This window comes from Corynebacterium sp. ACRQP (assembly GCF_022345915.1).
In the GTDB taxonomy this organism is placed as follows: Bacteria; Actinomycetota; Actinomycetes; order Mycobacteriales; family Mycobacteriaceae; genus Corynebacterium; species Corynebacterium lehmanniae.
Genome location: NZ_JAKRMZ010000012.1, coordinates 63,319 through 83,119, shown reverse-complemented (window position 1 = coordinate 83,119; position 19,801 = coordinate 63,319). Strand labels below are relative to the sequence as shown.

The window sequence follows — 19,801 nt, the reverse complement described above, 5'->3', positions numbered from 1 at the left end:
GTAATTCTGCCGGTTCTGCGGTCGCGTAATTCTGCCGGTTCTGCGGTCGCGTAATTCTGCCGGTTCTGCGGTCGCGTAATTCTGCCGGTTCTGCGGTCGCGTAATTCTGCCGGTTCTGCGGGAATGCCCGATTGCTTCTGGATGTTCTGCGGCCGCAGAATGGGAGATCGTGGCAGGGGACCGGGGGTCGTCGATGGGCGAGGGGGGGTGAGGTCTCATAGTTCTGCGGGAATGCCCGATTGCTTCCGGTTATTCTGCGGCCGCAGAATGCAGGCAGCGGTCCGGGCCCGGGGGTCGTCGTTGAGCAAGGGGGGAGTGAGGTCGGATAGTTCTGCGGGAATGTCCGATTGTTTTTGGTTGTTCTGCGGCCGCAGAATGCAGGCAGTGGTCGGGGCCCGGGGTTCGTCGATCAGCAAGGGGGAGTGAGGTCGGATAGTTCTGCCGGTTCTGCGGGAATGCCCGGTTGCTTCTGGATGTTCTGCGGCCGCAGAATGGGGACAACGGTGGGGCACCGGAGGACGTCGATAAGCAAGGGGCTCTGCGCGCTACGATTGCGCACATGACTGACTCTTCAATGCGCGTACGTTTTTGCCCGTCACCTACCGGAACCCCGCACGTGGGCATGGTGCGCACGGCACTGTTCAACTGGGCGCAGGCGCGCCACTCCGGCGGCACGTTTGTGTTCCGCATCGAGGACACGGATGCCGCGCGTGACTCGGAGGAGAGCTACCAGGCGATCATCGAGTCGCTGGAGTGGCTGGGCCTGACCTGGGACGAAGGTATCAACGTGGGTGGCCCGCACGAGCCGTACCGCCAGTCTCAGCGCTCCGAGATTTACACGGACGTGCTGAACAAGCTCATTGAGGCCGGCGAGGTGTATCCGGCGTACTCCACCAACGAAGAGGTCCAGGAGCGACACAAGGCCGCCGGCCGCGACCCGCAGCTGGGCTACGACAACTTCGACCGCGACCTGACGCAGGAGCAGATCGACGCGTTTGAGGCGGAAGGCCGTAAGCCGGTGTGGCGCCTGCGCATGCCGGACCAGGACTGGTCCTGGAACGACCTGGTGCGCGGCGAGGTGACGTTCAAGTCCGAGACGCAGCCGGACTACGTGGTCGCCCGCTCCAACGGCGCGCCGCTGTACACGCTGGTCAACCCTGTCGACGACGCGCTGATGGGCATCACCCACGTCCTGCGCGGCGAGGACCTGCTGTCGTCCACCCCGCGTCAGATGGCACTGTACGAGGCGCTCAAGCGCGTCGGCGTGGCCGAGTTCACCCCGGAGTTCGGCCACCTGCCGTTCGTGATGGGCCAGGGCAACAAGAAACTGTCCAAGCGCGACCCGGAGTCCAACCTGTTCAACCACCGGGACAACGGCATCATCCCGGAGGGCATGATCAACTACCTGGCGCTTTTGGGCTGGTCGCTGTCCGCGGACCAGGACATCTTCAGCGTCGACGAGTTTGTCAAGGCCTTCGACGTCAACGACGTGCTGGGCAACCCGGCCCGCTTCGACCAGAAGAAGCTCGAGGCCATCAACGCCGACCACATCCGCCTGCTCGAGCCGGAGGACTTCCGTGACCGTCTGCGCGCGTACCTGACTGAGCACACCGACTTCCCGGAGGACTACCCGGCGGACAAGTTCGCTATTGCTGCGGACCTGGTGCAGACGCGCATTAAGGTGCTGTCCGAGGGTTACAACCTGCTGAAGTTCCTCGTCACCGCCGACGAGGACCTGGAGCTGGACGAGAAGAGCGCGAAGAAGAACCTCAAGGACACCGCCGTCGAGCCGCTGGACGCCGGCATCGCCGCGCTGGAAGCAGTGGAGGAGTGGACCACGCCCAATATCGAGGCGGCGTTGAACAAGGCGCTTATCGACGACCTCGGGTTGAAGCCCCGCGTCGCATTCGGCGCCCTGCGCGTCGGCGCCACCGGTGCAGCAGTGTCGCCGCCGCTGTTCGAGTCCATGGAGCTGCTCGGCCGCGAATCCACGCTGAAGCGTCTGCGCGCGGCACGCGAGGTCACTCCGTACCAGGCAGCAGAGTAGTTACAACGCTGTTGTTATAGCGCAACAAAGGCCGCCGCGATTTGCGCGGTGGCCTGCGGATTTGGTTGCTTTAGCTATCCATGGTTATAGTAATCCACGTTGTTCAGCAGACAGGCGCAATACCGAAAGGGAAAGCGCAGGTCAGACTGGAAAACGATGGCCTATGGTGTAATTGGCAACACTACGGTTTCTGGTACCGTCATTCTAGGTTCGAGTCCTGGTAGGCCAGCTGCAGAGCTTTTTAGTTCTGTGTCCTAATGCCCCGTTCGTCTAGCGGCCTAGGACGTCGCCCTCTCACGGCGGTAACACGGGTTCAAATCCCGTACGGGGTACAACGAAAAACCTCCGATCCAGCGCATGGGTCGGAGGTTTTTCGCTTCCGGTACTGTGAGCGCATGGTTTGGAAGTTGTCGTCGCTGTTCAGCGGTGAAATTCGTCAAAGCGGCTCCAGTCTCATCGACGCGTTCAGTGTGCCGGCAGCAGCATCGAGCTTGTCGTCCTCGATTCCACTGCTCGCAGTGCCGGCGCTGTTTCTCGCAACGTTGGGTGGGGGAGTCTTCGGTGCGTCGCTCTACGAGGGGTCGGTGGCAAGTGGGTCGTCGATAGGCGATGGTTCCAGCAACGTCGCCGAGACGTTCCCGGACCCGGACGCGGAGCCCGCGACCCTGAAGTCGGTGACGCACATTGAAAACGACGTCTACGAGGTCGTCGTGTACTCGCCATCGATGGATAGGGAGGTCAAAAACGAGGTAATCCTGCCCGGCGGACCGGACAATGACGCGAAGCGGCCCACGTTTTACCTGCTGATGGGGGCGGACGGCGCCGCCAACGGCTGGTCCTGGCGCAACTCGTCCGACTACCAGGAGTTTTTCCAGGACAAGCTGGTCAATGTGGTCACCCCGATCGGCTCGGTGTCCTCCATGCAGGCAGACTGGTACCGCGAGGACAAAGCGACGGGCCGCAACAAGTGGCTCACGTACTTCACCAAGGAGCTGCCTCCGCTTATCGACGAGCACTTCCACGGCACCGGCCGCGACGCGATCGCGGGCATTTCCATGTCCGGCGGGCCTGCCTTGAATATCGCGTCGTTGGAACCGGAAAGGTTTGCCGCCGCGGCGTCTTACTCCGGGTGCCCGGCCACCTCCGGGGTACTCGGTGACACGTACGTGCGTCAGGCCCTAAAGCTGAACGGGGCGAATCCGAACAAGATGTGGGGGATGTCCTCCAACCCGGCGTGGACGGCGCACTCGCCCGTGCTGCACCTGGATGCGCTTGAAGGCACGAAGCTGTTTGTTTCCGCCGCGCAGGGAGTGCCCGGCGCTATCGACGATACGAAGACGTCCTCCGAGCGCATAGGACCGCCCGTGGCGATCGAGTCTGCGTCGTACGCGTGCTCTGAATACTTCGTGGATAGGGCGCAGCGCGCCGGCCTGGACGTGCAGTGGTATCCGCAGGTGGAGGGCACGCACAGTTGGGGTCTGTTTGAGAAGTCCATGCGCAAAAGCTGGTCGGTGATCGGCCCGGCGCTCGACGTACAGCCCTTCGAGCGGGAGACCCCGGTGACGAAGGCGCCGCTTCCGGACGAGGCGCCGCAGCCCGTCGGCGGGTCTGCAGGGTCGAGCAAGTGATGGGTGTTCAGCTACAGTTTCGGATGTGAAAGTTTGATCGCCTCGCGCGGACTGCCGTCAAAGTAGGACGTGCTGGTAGAAGATTTTGGGCAACGTTGGGCCCGGCGCTGGGCGCAGAATAGAGCAATTTCATCGGCGAGCGGGCACGCAAATCTGGTGTTAAGGTGAGCCAGGTTTTTACCTTGCATAAAGGAGTCGCTCATGAAACTCACAAAGAAGTCCCTTTCAGTTGTTGCAGCAGCAGGCGTTGCAATGCTCGCTCTTGCCGGTTGCTCCGAACCCTCCGAGAACGCTGGCTCCAACACCGCGACGTCTGGTGTTAAAGACGGCGCGACGGACTCTGCCGCCGGTTCTCTGACTCTCTACACCTCGGAGCCAGAGGACAAGGTTGACCAGGTTGTCGCGGCCTTCAACGAGGAACACCCGGATGTCGACGTGGAAGTGTACCGAGCTGGCACCGGCGATCTGAAAGCTCGAATTGAGGCTGAAAAGACCTCCGGAGCAGTGGAGGCAGACCTGATTTGGGCAGCGGACGCTCCGACGTTTGAGGACTTCAAGTCCGATGATCTCCTGGCGAAACTGGAGAACGTCGAAACCGGTGATGTGATGGACGGTGCCGTTGATTCTGAGGGCTACTACGTCGGGACCCGAATTATTCCCACTGTCATCGCTTACAACACTTCCGTGATCGATGAATCTGAAGCACCGAAGTCTTGGACTGACCTGACGGATGCACGCTTCCGCGACAAGATTGTCATGCCGGACCCGGCAGTTTCCGGGGCAGCCGCATACAACGCGACAGTGTGGATGAACAACGAGCAGCTGGGTGAGGATTGGATGACCGCTCTCGGTGAGAACGCTCCGATGATTGCCGCATCCAATGGCCCCACCTCGCAGGAAATTGCTGGCGGCGGCCACCCAGTTGGTGTGGTTGTGGATTATCTCGTTCGCGACCTCGCCGCGCAGGGTTCTCCGATTAAGGAGGTGTACGCCACCGAAGGTTCGCCGTACATTACCGAGCCGATCGCGGTGTTTGGGGATTCCAAGAACCCGACTGCAGCAGAGTTGTTCATTACTTTCCTGTTGTCCAAGAAGGGGCAAGAGCTCGCCGTGGAACAAAACTACCTGCCCGTCATCGACGGGGTAGGCACCCCTGGCGATGCCCCGGCACTCGATGACATTGCGTTGATGGATGCTGATCTGCAGACACTGACGGACGATCGCGCACGTTCCGTAGAGTTCTTCCAGAGCGCGATGAACTAGGTGGCAATGCAACGCGTTTCTTCGCCGGGGCTCAACCTCGCTCGCCTAGGGGTGTGGTTGGTTGCCGCGGCGATTTTCATTGTTCCTCTCGCGATGGTGGTCTCACTCGCGCTCGGGGGAAATCAGTTTCCGGTACTTGTGGAACAAGGCCTGGCGCGCGCCACTTGGAATTCCGTGATTACCACCGTGCTGTCTTCTATGGGCGCGGTACTAATCGGCGGCACGATTGCGATTGTTTTGGAGCGCACCGATGTTGGTGGAGCAACGGGATTACGCTTATTTCTGCTCTCGCCGCTGTTAGTCCCACCGTTCGTCGGTGCCATTTCCTGGCTGCAGCTGTTTGGCCGAAACCAGGGGCTCAATGCGCTGTTCGACCGGCCGCTGTGGGACCTGTACGGAGCCGACGGCATTGTCTTTCTGATGACGTTGCACTCGTACCCGGTTGTGTACGTCATTGTGGCCGCAGCGTTGCGCCAGATCCCCTCTGATCTCGAACTGGCTGCACGCGTTAGTGGCGCGGGCAGTGGCACGGTGCTGCGCACTGTGACCATCCCGCTGTTGGGGCCCGCATTCTTGAGCGCTTTCACCCTGACGGCAGTGTCGAACCTCGCCGACTTCGGTATTCCATCGATTCTGGGGTCGCCGGTGCAGTTCGAGACATTAGCGACAATGTGTTACCGGTTTATGGAATCAGGCACGGTAAGCAACCCGCTGCAGGTCGTGTCCACAGTTGGAGCAGTGTTGATGCTGCTGGGCATTATCGCCGTGGTGGCAGATTACGCGGTGTCGCGCCGAGCCTCCTCGCAAGTCAGTGGTGCCAGCACGATGAAACTTTCACTCGGTGTGGCGAGAGTTCCTGTCACCGTGGTGTCCTGGGTCCTTGCACTCGCGGTTACCCTCGGTCCGATCTTGGGGCTCGCTCACCGTGCGTTGCTTCCGGCCCCGGGTGTGCCGTTTACGTTGGAGACCATCTCGCTGTCGAATTTTCAGCGCACCCTGAGTAACCCGCGGGTGGTTGATGGTTTCACTAACTCGGTCGCTCTCGCAGGCGGTGCCGCACTACTGTGCGGTCTGCTGGGTTGGGCGATCGGCATCTTGGTCACCCGCACCCGCGCGCGTACTAACACGCCGCTATCTCTGGCTACATTGCTTCCGGCTGCACTCCCTGGGCTGATCATTGGCGTCGGGTGGCTCATTGTGGGCAGGTACACGGGGCTCTACAACACCCGTTGGGTGATCCTGTTGGCCTACGTCTGCGCCTTCACAGCCTTGGTGCTGCAGGCTGTGCGCGCACCGATGAGCAAGATTCCGGTTGCAGTGGAAGAAGCGGCACGAATCTCTGGCGCGGGTAGGGTGCGCTCAATCGTGGACACTTCGGGGCGAATGGCTGTACCAGCGGCGTTCTCCGGGGCAGTTCTCGTTGCAGTCACCGCGGTGCGCGAGCTCACCGTGTCAATTCTGCTCGTTGCTCCGGGCACCACAACAATTGGTGTGCAACTGTTCAACCTCCAACAGTCCGGAAACTACAACCAAGCTTCAGCGCTTGCATTGATGTTTGCAGTAATCGGTATTGCCGCCCTGGCACTGACCGTGCGCAACCCTGACAAGGAGTCCTGATGAGTGACATTGCGATTGACGGCCTCAGCGTCGTATTCCCAGACGGTGCCATTGGGTTGGACGACATCAACCTACGCGTTGGTAGCGGCGAGTTCGTAGCGCTAGTCGGCCCGTCCGGCTCGGGAAAAACCACGCTGCTGCGCACCCTCGCCGGGTTTGTGCAGCCCTCCACAGGCACGGTCTCCCTCGACGGCACAAACGTGACTCGCACACCGCCAGAAAAGCGGCGGATGGGCATGGTGTTTCAGCAGCACGCAGTCTGGCCACACATGAGTGTTGCGGATAATGTCGCCTACCCGCTCAAACGTGCAGGTACGAGCAAGAAGCAACAACAACAGCTCGTCGAATCGACGTTGCGCACCGTGGGGCTGGAGAGCTACGGAGACCGGAAACCTTCAACGTTGTCTGGCGGTCAGCGGCAGCGAGTCGCACTCGCGCGTGCGATTGTGGCCAAGCCGCAAGTGCTGCTGCTCGACGAAGCTTTGTCGGCCCTCGACGAACCACTGCGAGACAGTCTTCGCCGAGAGCTTGTTGCACTGACCAAGCGGTCTTCTCTAACTACAGTGCACGTGACCCACGACCGCAAGGAAGCGATTGCCATCGCAGATCGCATCGCATTGCTGCGAGACGGCGAGCTCGAGCAGTTTGCCTCGCCGAGGGATATCGTCGCTCAACCAGCTTCGCCGTGGGTGGCCTCCTTTATCGCTGACGCGACGCTGTTAGAGGGACAAATTATCGACGGCCGCGTGGTCGTCACAACGCCTGCCATGGAATGGCCGACTGCGCATGTGGAGATGGTTGGCGCATCAGGCCATAGAGGTGATGTCACCGTTGCGGTGTTACCTGAGGCGGTAGAAGTGGCAGCACCAGGGGAGCGGAACGTACTAAACGGCCGGGTCACCTCCTCGCTATTTGAGGTGTCCGGCTACTCGCTCACCATCGATGTGGACGGTGTGGAGTTTCGCGCACGCACTTCGGCCCGCACCACCCCAGAAGTTGGCGAAACGGTCGGCGTCAACGTCCACCCCCCGTTGGTCTACATCGCTTAAAAACGACCCTAACCTGCCGATTTGTTGGAGGACAATAGCGTCCTTTATTGTTAATAGGTCGCAAACAAGCGAGCGCGCCCCGTTCGTCTAGCGGCCTAGGACGTCGCCCTCTCACGGCGGTAACACGGGTTCAAATCCCGTACGGGGTACAAGGTACAACTCCCGATCCGGACTCCGGGTCGGGAGTTTTCGCATTGGTAGCCTTGGCCGGGTGACTTCCCTGAACTTCTTTGAAATCGACGTCTTCGCCACCGGCGCGTTCACGGGTAACCCGCTCGCCGTCATCTGCGGCGCGGAGGATCTCTGTGACGAGCAGATGCAGCAGATTGCATCCTGGACCAACTTCTCGGAAACGACGTTCCTGCTCGAACCGACGAACCCCGAGGCAGACTACCGCGTGCGCATCTTCACACCGGTGGAGGAATATGCCTTCGCCGGCCACCCCACGCTCGGCACGGCGCGTGCGTGGCTGGAGCTCGGTAACACGCCGCGCAACCAGGGCCGCGTGATTCAGGAGTGCGGCGTGGGCAACGTCGAGGTCCGCATCGAGGGCGACTCCCTCGCGTTCGCCACCCCGCCGCTCAAGCGCGACGACCAGCTCTCGGAGGAGGAAAAGGACGAGGTGTGTGACACCTTTGGCGTCGAGAAGCAATTGCTTGTCGACGCCGCCTTCGGTGACAACGGCCCCGGTTGGAAGCTGGCGCTGCTGGATAGACTGGACGCGTTGCGGGCGCTGGAGAAGCCGGCGGATAGCGGCTTGAAGGTGGCGTTTGCGGCGCTGACGGGGAGTGCGGATCCGGCCTATGAGCTGCGAGCTTTCACGCCGACGTTCGAGGACCCCGTGACTGGCAGCGCCAACGGTGCGATGGCGCAGTGGCTGCGAGGGAGGGGAGATGTGCCGGCGGAGTACACGGTCTCGCAGGGCACGGCGCTCGGGCGCGACGGACGGGTGGAGATCACCGACGACGGGGAGGACATCTGGGTCGGCGGGCGCGCGCGGGTGCGGGTGCGGGGGACGCTGGAGGTGGGGTAGAACGGGTGTGCGAATAGCGGGGTGGTGATGTCGGCGGCGCTCGTATCGTGTGAAGCGTTCCCGACAGAAAGGGGTCTGGCATGACCAATGCTCCCGTCGCGTCCCCGCGACTCATTCAAGCAATCAACACCGCAGCGTGGGCGCACCGCGACCACGTCCGCAAAGGCACCGACATTCCGTACGTCTCCCACGTAGTCGGCGTGATGCACCTCGTCTCCCAGGTCACCGACGACGAGGACGTGCTCGTCGCGGCGCTGTTCCACGACATTTTGGAGGACGTGCCCGAAGAGTACAGCCCGCAGCGCATGGCCGAGGAGTTCGGCGACCGGGTGGTGGAGCTGGTGCGCGGAGTAACCAAGGACAGCACGCTTTCCAGCTGGCAGGACCGCTCGGACGCGTACCTGGCGCACCTGCGTGAGGCGGACGACGGCAGCGTGCTCATCTCGGCTGCCGACAAGCTGCACAACCTGCTGTCCATCCACGCGGACCTGGACCAGTTGGGCGATGAGCTGTGGGGCCGCTTCAACTCCGGCAAGGAGCGCCAGCTGTGGTGGTACCGCTCCGTGGCGGACCTGGTGCAGGAACGGCTACCGGGAAATCCGCTGGGTGAGGAGCTGGCCCGCCAGGTTGAGCGGCTGGAGGCACGCGGCGCATAAGCTGGAGCGCATGCAAAATTCGGTGATGAAGGTAGCGATTATCGGCGCCGGCCCGCGCGGCCTGTGGGCGTCAGAAGAGCTCATGGAACGGGCGCGGGAGCGTGGCGCGGCTATCGACGTGACAGTGTTCGACGCCAAGCCGCTGGAGGAGTCCTCCGCGCCCGGGGCGTTTCGTGATTCGGTGCCGGAGGAGTTCATCCTCAACGCACCGAAGTCCATTGTGGAGACGAAACTCGGCCCGCTCGACCCGAACGATGAGCTTCCGGGCGATTTTCCCAGCCGAAAGCATGTCGGCGAGCACCTGGATAAGTCGTGGCGCGCACTCGAGGACAACCTGCCGCCGCGCTGCAGCCTCACGCACCGGGTGGAAAACATCGAGATGGTCGAGCCCACCGACAGCGGGGTGGACGTGCTCGGCGAGCACTTCGATGAAGTACTCATGGTCACCGGCCATGCGCACGACTGGCCCGGTTCGCTCGCACACGCGGACCTCGGCGACCTCCAGGTGGTCGCCCCTGCCTACCCGGCGTCGAACCTGGACACGGTGAGCCCGGACGATGCTGCGCTGGTCCGCGGCGCCGCGCTGACCTTCATTGACGTGGTGAAATACGCCGACGCGAAAGTGTTCTACCCCGTGACCCGGTCGGGCCGTTTCATGGAGGTCAAGGCGTACTTCGAAGGCGAGGCAAAGGAGGAGGCGCAGCCGCACATCGAGGCGGCCTCGCAGAAGATCCTCGACTGCGAAGGCCTCGACGAGCTACAAGACATCCTCGCAGACTGTGCCACGGAGATCCTCCGCATCGCCGGTGGCGAAGGCGGGAAAGACGACATCCGGAACGTGCTGCGCGGCGAAGACTTCACCGGTGATCCGGTAGCGGAGCTTCGCGCATCCGTCGCGGCGGCGCGCGGGGAGCGCCCGTGGACGCCGGCTCTCGCGGTCGCGCTGGCTTTCCGTGACACCTACGACGCGGTGATCGACCGCGCCTCTTACGGCGGCCGCCACACCTTGGGTGGGAAGGACTTCGACGCTTTCGTGTCCACGCTGGAGCGCGTCGGCTTCGGCCCTCCGGTGGAGTCCGCGCAGACCATGCTCGAGCTTATCGACGAAGGCCGGATCCGCATCGAGCTCATCGCCCGCGGCGAGGAGGACCTCCGCGACTTGGCCGAGGAGGTCAGCGCGACCGTCGTCATCGACGCGGTGCAGGCGCCGCCCGGGATTGTCGAAGGCACGCTGGTGGGCAACTTGGTGGACGCCGGAATCGGCCTGCGCTACGCCGACACGAATGCGCTGCACGTGAAGCCGGACGCCACGCTCGTGGGGCAGGAGCACCTCGCCGCGGCCGGCCGCATGAACGAAGGGTTAGTGCTCGGCCACGACACGCTGAAGCGCACCAAGCAGCACGGCATTGAACGCTGGGCAGACCGCGTGAGCGCCGCTGCAGCAGAGCGCTAGAAACGGCTGCTGAAAGACACAGAACCCGCCACGGCGATCCGGGTGATCGCGGTGGCGGGTTCTGCGTTTCGCGCTAGATGTTGAACTGCTTGCGGATGTCCTGGATCCACTGCGGGTGGACGTAGGACAGTGCCGCGAAGATCGCGCCGAGGACGGCGATCAGGATTGCCAGCACGGTGAGGATGATGCCGCCGGTGCTGCTGCCGGACACGCTGCCCGTGGCGTCCTTGCCGGTGTTCTCCGTGTCCTCGCCTGCGCCCTGATTCTCAGTCGGCTCCTGCGGCTCGGCATTCTTGGTAATGGTCTCCTTGATCGTGGTAGGAACCGTCTTGGTCTTCTCCACGACCTTGGTTTCCGGCGAGGTCTGCGTGGACGTCTCCGTCACGGTGGCGGTGGCGACGGATGTCTTGGTGGTGATCTCCGGCTCAGCGCCCTTGGTGATGGTGGTCGGCACCTCAACCGTCTCGGTCTTCGTCACGGTTTCCTTCACCGTGGTCGGCACCGCCTTGGTCTTCTCTACGACCTTGGTTTCCGGCGAGGTCTGCGTGGACGTCTCCGTCACGGTCGCGGTGCTAACAGAGGTATTCGTGGTGGTGACCAGCTTCTCGGAGGTCTGCGTCGTCGTGATTGTCTCCGGAGCAGGCTTCTGCTCGGTGGTTGCCTGTTCAGAGGTCGGCTTCTGCTCGGTCGTCGGCTTCTGCTCGGTGGTCGGTTTCTGCTCGGTCGTCGGCTTCTCCGCGTCCTTCTTCTGCAGCGTGACCTGGTCCACCACGTACGGGGTGTTGATGTTGTAGGTGGTCAGTTTCAGCTCGGTCGGGGAGACGCTGATGTTGGTGTAGTCCGGGTTGTAATCCTGGCGCCAACGCGCGGTGGAGGCGTGTGCGAGGTCGTGAGCGCGCTCCTCGCGGATATTGGGGTGGGTCTTGCCCGACTCGTCATGGAAGTCGTAGTACTTGCCGCCGGTTGCGGTGGTGGAGGTGAGGTAGAGCACCTCGCCATCCTCCGGGATGAGCACGTCGCCGGACTTGGCCGCGCCTTCGGGGATGACCGGGTCGAAGCCGTTCATCAGGTGGGAGCGGGTGTAGATGTGGTCGTGGCCGCTTAAGACCAGATCCACGCCAGCCTCGGACAGCTTCGGGGTGAGCTGCTCGCGCAGGCGCACCACATCCGAGTCGGTGTAGTGGGTGCCCTGAGAGAACGGTGCCTGGTGGATGCCAACGATGACCCAGTCCGCGTCCGCGCCGTTGGTGGCGATGGCGTCGTTAACAAACTGTGCGTGCGTCTCAATATCGGCCGCGTCCGAGCGGTTGCCGTCGAGGCCGATGAACAACACGTTGTTGTAGTTGAAGAAGTAGTTCGCGGTTGTGCCAACCTCGTTCGGCAGGAAGTAGGTGTCCTGGAAGTGGCGGTCCGGCGCGTAGGTCTCGTGGTTGCCCTTCAGCACGCCGAGGCGGTAGTTCTGCAGTGCTTTCGGGGCAGTGAACTCCTCGAGCTGCTTGACCGGTGCGCCCCAGCCCTCAGTCTGGTCGCCGAGGAGCATGAGGAACGCGGAATCCGGGTGCTCGCCGGTGGCGACGTTGACTGCCTTGTTCCAGGCGGCGGACTGCTCTTCGATCTTGGCGTCTACGCCGATCTGCGCGTCCGCCATGGCGAGGAAGTTCCAGGTGTCCGAATCCGCGCCGGTGGTAAAGGTGCGCTGCTCGCTCCAGCCACGGTCCTCGTTGCCGACGCGGTAGACGTACTCGGTGTCCGGCGCCAGGCCCGTCATCTTCGCCTCGTGCGGGTAGAAGATCGCCGCGTTGTACTGGCCACGCGGGGACTCGACGCTGGTGACGTCGTCCGGATTGTCCGCAGACCAGTACTCCAGGTACTGCAGCTCGTTGGTCTTGGACTGCCATGCCAGGTTGGCCTCGGTGGCGTCGGAGCCGATGCCGAGCACGATGCGGCTGATCTTGGTGTTGACCGCGTCCGCAGCCACAGCGGTGGTCATCGGTGCGAACAGGGAGACAACGACGGCGGTGGCAACAGCGCTGCGGCGCAGGGGACGGTGGGTACGCAGGAGATTCATGTTTGCCCACTTAAATCACCCGCTTTTAACAGGCGGTTACAAGTAATCGGACACCTCGGTGAATTGAACATGAATTTCAGGTGACATCGGTCTGCTGTTCTTGCACCAGGTTTACAGCTGGTTGAAAGTTAGCTCCATGAGCTCAAAGTTCCGTGTCAATCGTCGTGTGTTCCTGCAAACTGTCGCAGCGGCAGCAGCCGCAACCGCCATCGGCACCGGCGGCGCCTACGCCGCACGGCGCGGCACGGTGTCCACTCCGGAAGAACCGGCCCCGGCAAGCGAGTGGGACCTGCCGTTCCTCCACGGCGTCGCATCCGGCGACCCGCTGCCGGACCGCGTGGTGTTGTGGACCCGCGTGACTCCGTCCCGCGAGGCGCTGCCGGGCTCCGGCCTGGGCGAGGACGTGGAGCTGGAGTGGCAGATCGACACCTCGGAGGACTTTGGTAACCCGCAGACCGGCAGCGTAACCACCTCGGCGGATTCGGACCACACCGTCCACGTCGACCCGGAGGGCCTGGAGCCGGCGACTGAGTACTTCTACCGCTTCATCGTGAAAAGCGGCGAGTTCGAGGGCGCGACCTCCCCGGTCGGCCGCACCCTCACGGCGCCGAAGGAGGACGCGAGCCTGGATAATCTCAACCTGGCCATCGCCTCGTGCGCGAACTGGGAGTCCGGCTTCTTTAGCGCGTACGGCGACATGGCGCAGCGCGCCCGCGCCGGCGAGATCGACCACGTGGTCTTCCTCGGCGACTACATCTACGAGTACCCGACCGGCGAGTACGCAGGTAAGAGCGGTGTCGCGCGCATGCACCACCCGGAGTGGGAGATCACCACGCTGGAGGATTACCGCCAGCGCCACGGCCGCTACCGCACGGACCTCAACCTGCAGGCCGCGCACGCTGCGTGCCCGTGGATCGTCATTTGGGACGACCACGAGACGGCCAACAACAGCTGGTTCGAGGGCGCGGAGAACCACACCGACGGCCGCGTGGAGGGCGAGTGGCCGGAGCGCCTGGGCGCCGCTGTGCAGGCCTACTATGAGTGGCTGCCGGTGCGCGCGCAATCCGCGGGCGAGGAGCAGCTGCTCTACCGCAGCTTCAAGTTCGGCGACCTGGCGCAGCTGACCATGATGGACCTGCGCACCTACCGCGACGCGGAGACCACCGGCCCGAACTTCGCCAACGACGACCGCACGATGCTGGGCAAGAAGCAGTTCGATTGGGTGGCGCAGCAGCTGCAGGAGTCCACCGCGCGCTGGGACGTGCTGGGCAACTCGGTGATGGTCTCGCCGATGCGATTTGCCACCATCCCCGACAACGAAAAGGCCAACATCGCTGCCGGCTATATGAAGGAGCGCGCGACGGGCATTGCGGTGAACTCGGATCAGTGGGACGGCTACGCCGCGGAGCGCGACCGCCTGCTCACCATGTTGGACGAGCAAGAGTCGAACGCGCTGTTCCTCACCGGCGACATCCACTCGGAGTGGGCGAACTCGATCGCCTCGCCGTCCGGCTTCGGCGAGATCGGCTGCGAGATGGTCACCACCTCCATCTCCGCCCCGAACGTCGACGAGATTCTCACCAGCGCGTTCGGCACGTACCACAAGGAGGACAACTCCACGTCGCTGCTGGTGGAGCAGGCGATCCGGGACGCGAACCCGTGGGTGAGCCACATCGACTTCGACGCCCACGGCTACGGAGTGGCCAGCATCCACCGCGACTATGTGGATATGCTCTACTACCGCGTCTCGGATGTCGAGGACGCGGACGCGACCGTCAGCTTGGGCGAGAAGCGCCAGTGGCGCATCGGCGAGGGGTTCGTCGAAGCATAATCTGCTTATCGACGACGGTCGCGACATCTGGGTGGGCGGGCTGGTCACCGCGCGCGTGCGCGGCACCATCGAGCTGTAGGCGGGCGGCCTACGTCATCATCACCTTGGTCTGAGCAACCGCCTTGTCCATGCGGCTGATCGCGTGGTACAGACGGTGGCGCAGCCAGAGGCCGAGGAAGAGGAAGGGCAGCGCGAAGAGGACGAGGATGCCGAGGGCTCGCCAGAAGTCCCAGCCGTAGGTGCCGAAGACCGCGGCGCGCATAGCGCGGATCGAGTAGGTCGCGGGCAGCCAGGGGCTGATCGCCTGCGCCCAGCCCGGCAGCAGCTGTAGCGGGTAGGCGCCGCCCGCCGCCGAGACCTGGAGCACCAGGATGAGCACGCCCACGGCCTTGCCGGCGTTGCTCAGCGAGAGCACCAGCGTGTAGCAGATCAGGTGGAAGACCAAGCTCGAGACCCACCCCGCCACGAAGAGGAGGAAGGGGTGCGCGGGCTCGATGCCCACGTAGACGATGAGCCCCGCCATGAGGAGCGTGGATTGGGCCAAGCCGGTGGTCACGAACGTCAGGTAGCGGCCGAAGTACTTCTGGCCCGCGGTGAGGCGGTCGGGATCGACCACGTTCTGTTCGATGGAGCGATCGTCCGTGCGCACGGCCACCGACGTCAACAGGGCGCCCACCCACAGGGCGAGCACCGTGTAGAGCGGGGCCATGCCGGCGCCGAAGCTGACGCGGGGGAAGACCTCCTTGCGCTCCACCTTGACTGGGTCGACGAGGGCGTCGGCGAGCACTTCCGGGTGGCTGGAGACGAGGTCGGCCAGCTTCGTCAGGTCCCCGCTCGAGCGCGCCTGCGCGATCGACTGCTTCGCCTCCTGCATCCTCGCCGCGTTGGCGCGCAGAGATTCCGCGGTGTCGCGCAGGTCCGCGCCGGAGGCTGCGAGGGTGTCGCGAAGCGAGCCGGGCCGGTTGGCCAGGGCAGAGGAGACGCCGTCCATGTCCGAGCGGGCCTTGTCGACGTTCGCGCGGACGTTGTCCAGCGAGCCCGACAGCGCCTCGAGGCGCGGGCGGATCCCGGTGTCGTAGGAATTCTTGGCCGAGTCCATCGCCTCGCGGGCCCGGGCGATCGAGTCCTCGATCTCCTGCCGGTCTGCGTTCTTCCCGTCCCGGCCGCCCTGCCCGGCGGTGAGGTGCGCGGCGGCGTCGTTGAGTCGGTCGCGCACGGCCGTCTGGCGGGCGATGGCGTCGTTGAGGTCGCCGACCACCGCGCGCACCCCCGGCTGGGCGTCGGGGGGAAGCACCGGGCCGACATGCCCGTTGATGGTGTCGCGCAGGGCCGTGTACTGCTTCACCTGGACATCGACGCGCGCGGCGATGTCCGTCAGGTTCGCGGCGGTGGCCTGGGAGGTGGCGGAGGAGTCCGCCAGCAGCTGGCCGACACGGTCGCTCACGGCGGCGAAGCTTACCGACGTCGCCCCCAGCGCCGCCGCAAGCGCCGCGCCGTCTCCGCCGAGGCTCGCCCCGGTGACCCCGAGGTCGACGGGGTGGACCTGCCCGAGAGAGTCGCCCAGCGCCCCGGAGATCCGCTCGGCGCTGTCGACGAGCGGCACGCTCGACTCTGTGAGCGAGGCGAGCGCGTCGACGGTGTTGGCGCTGGAGAGCAGCTGGTCGCGGGCGTTGGCGGTGCGGGTCGCGATGGAGTCGAGCGCCTGCTTGGTCTCCGCCTCGTTGAAGTAGTCCGAGGTCGTCTCGATCAACCCGAATGACACCTCGGAGAGGGCCCTGGTGAACGACGCGCTGATCTGGGCGCTGACGCCCTGCGTGCCGCTGGAGATGAGCAGCGGGGAGATGGGGTTCTTCTTCTCGTTGATGTAGAGGTCGATCCGGCTGGGTTCGGCGTCGTCGGCGTAGAAGGTGAACATGTCGTCGCTCAGCGTGGGAGGCAGGACGATGGCGGCGTAGTACTCGCCGGATTTCGCGCCCTCGATGGCGTCGTCGACGTCGGTGATGACCCAGTCCATCGAGTCGTCGCGGTAGAGCTGGGAGAGCACCATGTCGCCGACGTTGACGGCCAGCGGGGTGAGGTCGCTCGTGTGGCCGCGGTCGGTGTTGGCCACCGCGACCTCGAGGCGATCGGTGTTGCCGAATGGGTCCCACGCGGCCAGCACGTTGAACCAGGCGAAGAGGCAGGGGATGGCGATGAGGCCGACCATGACGATGCCCGCCATGACGTTGGTGTAGAGCCGGCGCAGGTCGTTGTAGGCGATGGAGAAGACAGTTCTCACTTGGTGTCCTCGCTTTCGGCGTCCGCGGGCCCGATGGTGACGCTGGTGCCGGCGGAGTCGTGGCGGTGGATCACGGCGTCGCGCAGCTCGGCCTCGCCGAGGCGTGAGACCTGTTCGGCGTCGACGAGGCTCTGCGTGAAGTACTCCACCGCGCCGAGGTAGAGGGTGACCAGCAGCGACCAGGCGACGACGATGGCCAGCATGATCGTCTTGTCGGTGGGCAGGAGCATGGTGAGCAGGGTGATGATGGCGATGCCGACAACGCCCACGACGATCCCGCCGAAGATGAGGGTGCGGTAGTTCTCCCGCAGCATCCGCGCCCGCTTCTCGACGCCACCGCGGAACTCATCCCGGTCCGACAGGGCGGCCATGATGTCGGACGCGCGGTAGGGCGAGCCCATGACCTCCACCTTCTCGTTGGTGATCAGGTTCGTGCGCGCGAGCTGGCGGTTGAACAGGAGGTTGGCGTGCGAGGAGGTGAGTCGGAACAGCCACCCCAGGGCGAAGGCCGCGGCGGACATGGCGAGAAGCGCCGCCATGAAGCGGAGGTAGTGGTGGTCGTAGAACCCGGCGATGGTCTCGCGCATCGCGTCGATGCCGTAGCGGAAGGGGAGGAAGGGGTAGATGTGGCGGAAGAAGTCGGGCATGAGCTCGATGGGGTAGAGGCCCGACGCGCCCGGGATCTGGATGACGACGAGGAAGACGGCGATGCCGCGGCCAATGTGGCCGAGCGCGGAGACGATGGAGTAGATGATCGCCGTGTAGGCGACCCCGATGGCGATTGCGGTGGCGAGAAAGGCCGTGACGGACTGCATCTGCACCCCGAAGGCCACGTTGCCGAGCGTCACCACGACGGCCTGGAGCACCGAGAGCGTGGCGAAGAGGAGGAAGCGGCCGAGGTAGGCCTGGCCGACGGTGAGGCGGCGGAAGCCCTCGGTGTCGACCTCGACGCGGAAGATGATCGTCAGCACGAACGCGCCGATCCACAGGGCCAGGTTGGTGAAGAAGGAGGCCATGGAGCTGCCGTAGTTCTCCGTGGGGAAGACGGCCTGCTGCTCGACGGTGACGGGCGAGGAGATGTACTCGCCGATCTTCGCGGAGTTGAGGTTCGTGACAGTGTTGAGGGCCTTCGAGTCGGAGGTGGCCAGGAGGGCGTTGATGTCGGACTGGGCGGAGCGGGCGCCGTCGGCAAGCGTGCCGAGGTCGCCCGAGACCTCGTCGAGTATGCCGAGGCTGGCCGCGAGCTGGTTGTCCACCCCGGCGAGCAGGGAGGTCGTTTCCTCGCGCAGGGCACGCTGGCTGCTCAGCGCGCCGCGCACGGACGCGACGCTGCCGGAGGCCTGCGCGAGCGAGGCGTTGATCGCGGGCACGGACTCGCCGAGCTGCGTGCTCGCGTCGCGCGCTGCGGCGTTGGAGTCGGCGGTCGCGGCCTCGAGGGAGTCGCCGAGCTCGCCTATCGACGCCAGCGCGGCGCCCGCGCTGCGGTCCACGTTGTTCAGGCCGTCGAGGACGGCGCGGGAGGCGGCGGTACGCTCCTCCAGCGCGCTGGCCGCGGCGTCGAGCTGAGCGCGGACCTCGGGCGATAGGGCCGCCCCGGCCGACATGGCACGCAGCTGCGCGGCGGCGGATTCGCCCTGCTTGACCACGCCGTCGACCTCGCCGACGGCGGAGCGCACCCGCCCCTGGGCGGTGCCGAGCTGGCCCGTCGCCTCCGCGATGGAGGCGCTGGCGGAGGCGGCACCGAGGCTGAGTGCGTTGGTGGACTCGACGAGCGCGGCCGACGTGTTGGCACTGAAACCGGCGGAGGACTTCTGCAGCTCGGCGATGATCCCCTCGGCCTCGCCGAGGGAGGAGTCCACGGACCGGAGGGTGTCGTCGACGGAGCCGACGAGGGTGTTCAGCTCGGCGACGACCGGGCGCGCCCCGATGATGCTCTGCTTCATCGTGGCCACCCGCCCCTGGGAGGCGTCGAGGTCGGCGGCGATCTGGCCGAAGCTCCCGGAGGCCTTGCCTCGGGCCTCCTCGGCGTCCTCGCGCGACGTGAACCCCTTGTTGCGCAGCTCGGTCGCCGCGGCCTCGCCGACCTTCTTCTTGAAGGCCTCGGACACGGCCGTGTCGACGGCGGAGGCGCCAGCGTCGGTGATCGAGGGGGCGACGCCGTTGCTCTTCTCGTTGACGTAGTACTCCAGCACCGGCTGCGTGTAGGTGCCGCTGACCAGGCTCAGCAGGTCCTCGCTGAACTCGGGCGGGATGAGGAACATGGCGTAGTAGTCGCCGCGCATGAGCCCGTCGCGGGCCTCGTCCTCGGGGAGGAACACCCACCCGATCTTGTCGTTGCCCTTGAGCTGCTCGGTGATCTGCTCGCCGACGTCGACCTCGCCGACGCGTTCGGCGGAGGCACCACGGTCGTTGTTGACCACCGCGATGCGGATGTTCTGGGTGTGGTTGTAGGGGTCCCAGAAGGCGTTGATGTTGAACCACGCGTAGAGCGCGGGGATGATGAGCACGCCGACGATGATGATGAAGGCCCGGGGAACGCGCAGTAGACGACGAATGTCCCGTACAAGAATCTGCCCGCTCTTTCTCACGTGGCGAGCGTACCCTCCAACGGAGCGTTAAGGGAAACGCCCCGCGGCCCCGCCGGCCCGAAACGCATAAGCTGGCGTTCATGCTTTTCGAATTATCCCTGGGCCTGCCCGCCGCCGTGGGCGGCACGCCCCTCGTTTCCTTTCCCGAGCTCGGCGGCGGGGGACCTCGTCGCGATCCCGAACACCGCTGGTTACTTCATGCGCATCCTGGCGAGCGCGTCGCACCAGATCCCGCTGGCGAAGAACGTGGTGTGGCCCGCGGGGCGCTTGGACGACATCGACGTTCGCTG

12 protein-coding genes and 3 tRNA genes are annotated in these 19,801 nt (G+C 64.6%); 12 read left to right on the top strand and 3 right to left on the bottom strand.

The window, feature by feature from the left end; genetic code table 11:
- The first annotated feature begins 559 nt into the window (after nt 1-559).
- The 11 genes from gltX to MHY23_RS06370 all read left to right on the top strand — a co-directional run bounded on the left by gltX (nt 560) and on the right by MHY23_RS06370 (nt 10,746).
- On the top strand, nt 560-2,047 hold the full coding sequence (gltX, locus tag MHY23_RS06420; protein WP_239306869.1) for a glutamate--tRNA ligase: 1,488 nt from the start codon (nt 560-562) through the stop codon (nt 2,045-2,047).
- A 157-nt stretch (nt 2,048-2,204) separates the two neighbouring features.
- Nucleotides 2,205-2,276: transfer RNA gene (locus MHY23_RS06415), tRNA-Gln, on the top strand.
- Between the two features lie 30 nt (nt 2,277-2,306).
- A tRNA-Glu gene (locus MHY23_RS06410) sits at nt 2,307-2,379 on the top strand.
- A 63-nt stretch (nt 2,380-2,442) separates the two neighbouring features.
- On the top strand, nt 2,443-3,675 hold the full coding sequence (locus tag MHY23_RS06405; protein WP_239306868.1) for an alpha/beta hydrolase family protein: 1,233 nt from the start codon (nt 2,443-2,445) through the stop codon (nt 3,673-3,675).
- A gap of 201 nt (nt 3,676-3,876) precedes the next feature.
- Nucleotides 3,877-4,938: an ABC transporter substrate-binding protein gene (locus MHY23_RS06400; protein ID WP_239306867.1), complete on the top strand. Its 1,062-nt coding sequence runs from the start codon at nt 3,877-3,879 to the stop codon at nt 4,936-4,938.
- Between the two features lie 6 nt (nt 4,939-4,944).
- A complete protein-coding gene (locus MHY23_RS06395) occupies nt 4,945-6,555 on the top strand; it encodes an iron ABC transporter permease (protein WP_239306866.1) in 1,611 nt (536 codons plus the stop codon).
- A complete protein-coding gene (locus MHY23_RS06390) occupies nt 6,555-7,604 on the top strand; it encodes an ABC transporter ATP-binding protein (protein WP_239306865.1) in 1,050 nt (349 codons plus the stop codon). The genes MHY23_RS06395 and MHY23_RS06390 overlap by 1 nt, the downstream gene beginning before the upstream one ends.
- Before the next feature lie 76 nt (nt 7,605-7,680).
- Nucleotides 7,681-7,753: transfer RNA gene (locus MHY23_RS06385), tRNA-Glu, on the top strand.
- Nucleotides 7,754-7,815: 62 nt separating this feature from the next.
- Entirely contained in the window at nt 7,816-8,637 is an 822-nt protein-coding gene (locus MHY23_RS06380) for a PhzF family phenazine biosynthesis protein (protein ID WP_239306864.1), read from the top strand.
- A gap of 80 nt (nt 8,638-8,717) precedes the next feature.
- Nucleotides 8,718-9,293 (top strand): HD domain-containing protein, encoded by a 576-nt coding sequence (locus MHY23_RS06375; RefSeq protein WP_239306863.1) that lies wholly within the window; start codon nt 8,718-8,720, stop codon nt 9,291-9,293.
- Nucleotides 9,294-9,303: 10 nt separating this feature from the next.
- The gene (locus tag MHY23_RS06370; RefSeq protein WP_239306862.1) at nt 9,304-10,746 is read left to right on the top strand and encodes an FAD/NAD(P)-binding protein; all 1,443 of its coding nucleotides are present in this window, start codon (nt 9,304-9,306) and stop codon (nt 10,744-10,746) included.
- Between the two features lie 73 nt (nt 10,747-10,819).
- Here MHY23_RS06370 and MHY23_RS06365 read toward each other — a convergent pair whose 3' ends face one another.
- Complete coding sequence (locus tag MHY23_RS06365; protein WP_239306861.1) at nt 10,820-12,814, bottom strand: fibronectin type III domain-containing protein; 1,995 nt, start codon at nt 12,812-12,814, stop codon at nt 10,820-10,822.
- A 136-nt stretch (nt 12,815-12,950) separates the two neighbouring features.
- On the opposite strand from MHY23_RS06365, the gene MHY23_RS06360 reads away from it, so the two are divergent.
- Entirely contained in the window at nt 12,951-14,645 is a 1,695-nt protein-coding gene (locus tag MHY23_RS06360) for an alkaline phosphatase (protein ID WP_239306860.1), read from the top strand.
- Between the two features lie 88 nt (nt 14,646-14,733).
- Here the strand turns inward: MHY23_RS06360 and MHY23_RS06355 are convergent, their stop codons facing one another.
- Both MHY23_RS06355 and MHY23_RS12000 read right to left on the bottom strand, forming a co-directional pair.
- Complete coding sequence (locus tag MHY23_RS06355) at nt 14,734-16,923, bottom strand: YhgE/Pip domain-containing protein (RefSeq protein ID WP_239306859.1); 2,190 nt, start codon at nt 16,921-16,923, stop codon at nt 14,734-14,736.
- Nucleotides 16,920-19,511, bottom strand: a complete 2,592-nt coding sequence (locus tag MHY23_RS12000) for a YhgE/Pip domain-containing protein (protein ID WP_239306858.1) — start codon at nt 19,509-19,511, stop codon at nt 16,920-16,922. Before MHY23_RS12000 ends, MHY23_RS06355 begins: the two co-directional genes overlap by 4 nt.
- Nucleotides 19,512-19,801: the final 290 nt, after the last annotated feature.

Coding starts and splice junctions, on each gene's coding strand:
- gltX (WP_239306869.1), top strand. CDS start 560: ATGACTGACTCTTCAATGCGCGTACGTTTTTGCCCGTCACCTACCGGA.
- MHY23_RS06405 (WP_239306868.1), top strand. CDS start 2,443: ATGGTTTGGAAGTTGTCGTCGCTGTTCAGCGGTGAAATTCGTCAAAGC.
- MHY23_RS06400 (WP_239306867.1), top strand. CDS start 3,877: ATGAAACTCACAAAGAAGTCCCTTTCAGTTGTTGCAGCAGCAGGCGTT.
- MHY23_RS06395 (WP_239306866.1), top strand. CDS start 4,945: ATGCAACGCGTTTCTTCGCCGGGGCTCAACCTCGCTCGCCTAGGGGTG.
- MHY23_RS06390 (WP_239306865.1), top strand. CDS start 6,555: ATGAGTGACATTGCGATTGACGGCCTCAGCGTCGTATTCCCAGACGGT.
- MHY23_RS06375 (WP_239306863.1), top strand. CDS start 8,718: ATGACCAATGCTCCCGTCGCGTCCCCGCGACTCATTCAAGCAATCAAC.
- MHY23_RS06370 (WP_239306862.1), top strand. CDS start 9,304: ATGCAAAATTCGGTGATGAAGGTAGCGATTATCGGCGCCGGCCCGCGC.
- MHY23_RS06365 (WP_239306861.1), bottom strand. CDS start 12,814: ATGAATCTCCTGCGTACCCACCGTCCCCTGCGCCGCAGCGCTGTTGCC.
- MHY23_RS06360 (WP_239306860.1), top strand. CDS start 12,951: ATGAGCTCAAAGTTCCGTGTCAATCGTCGTGTGTTCCTGCAAACTGTC.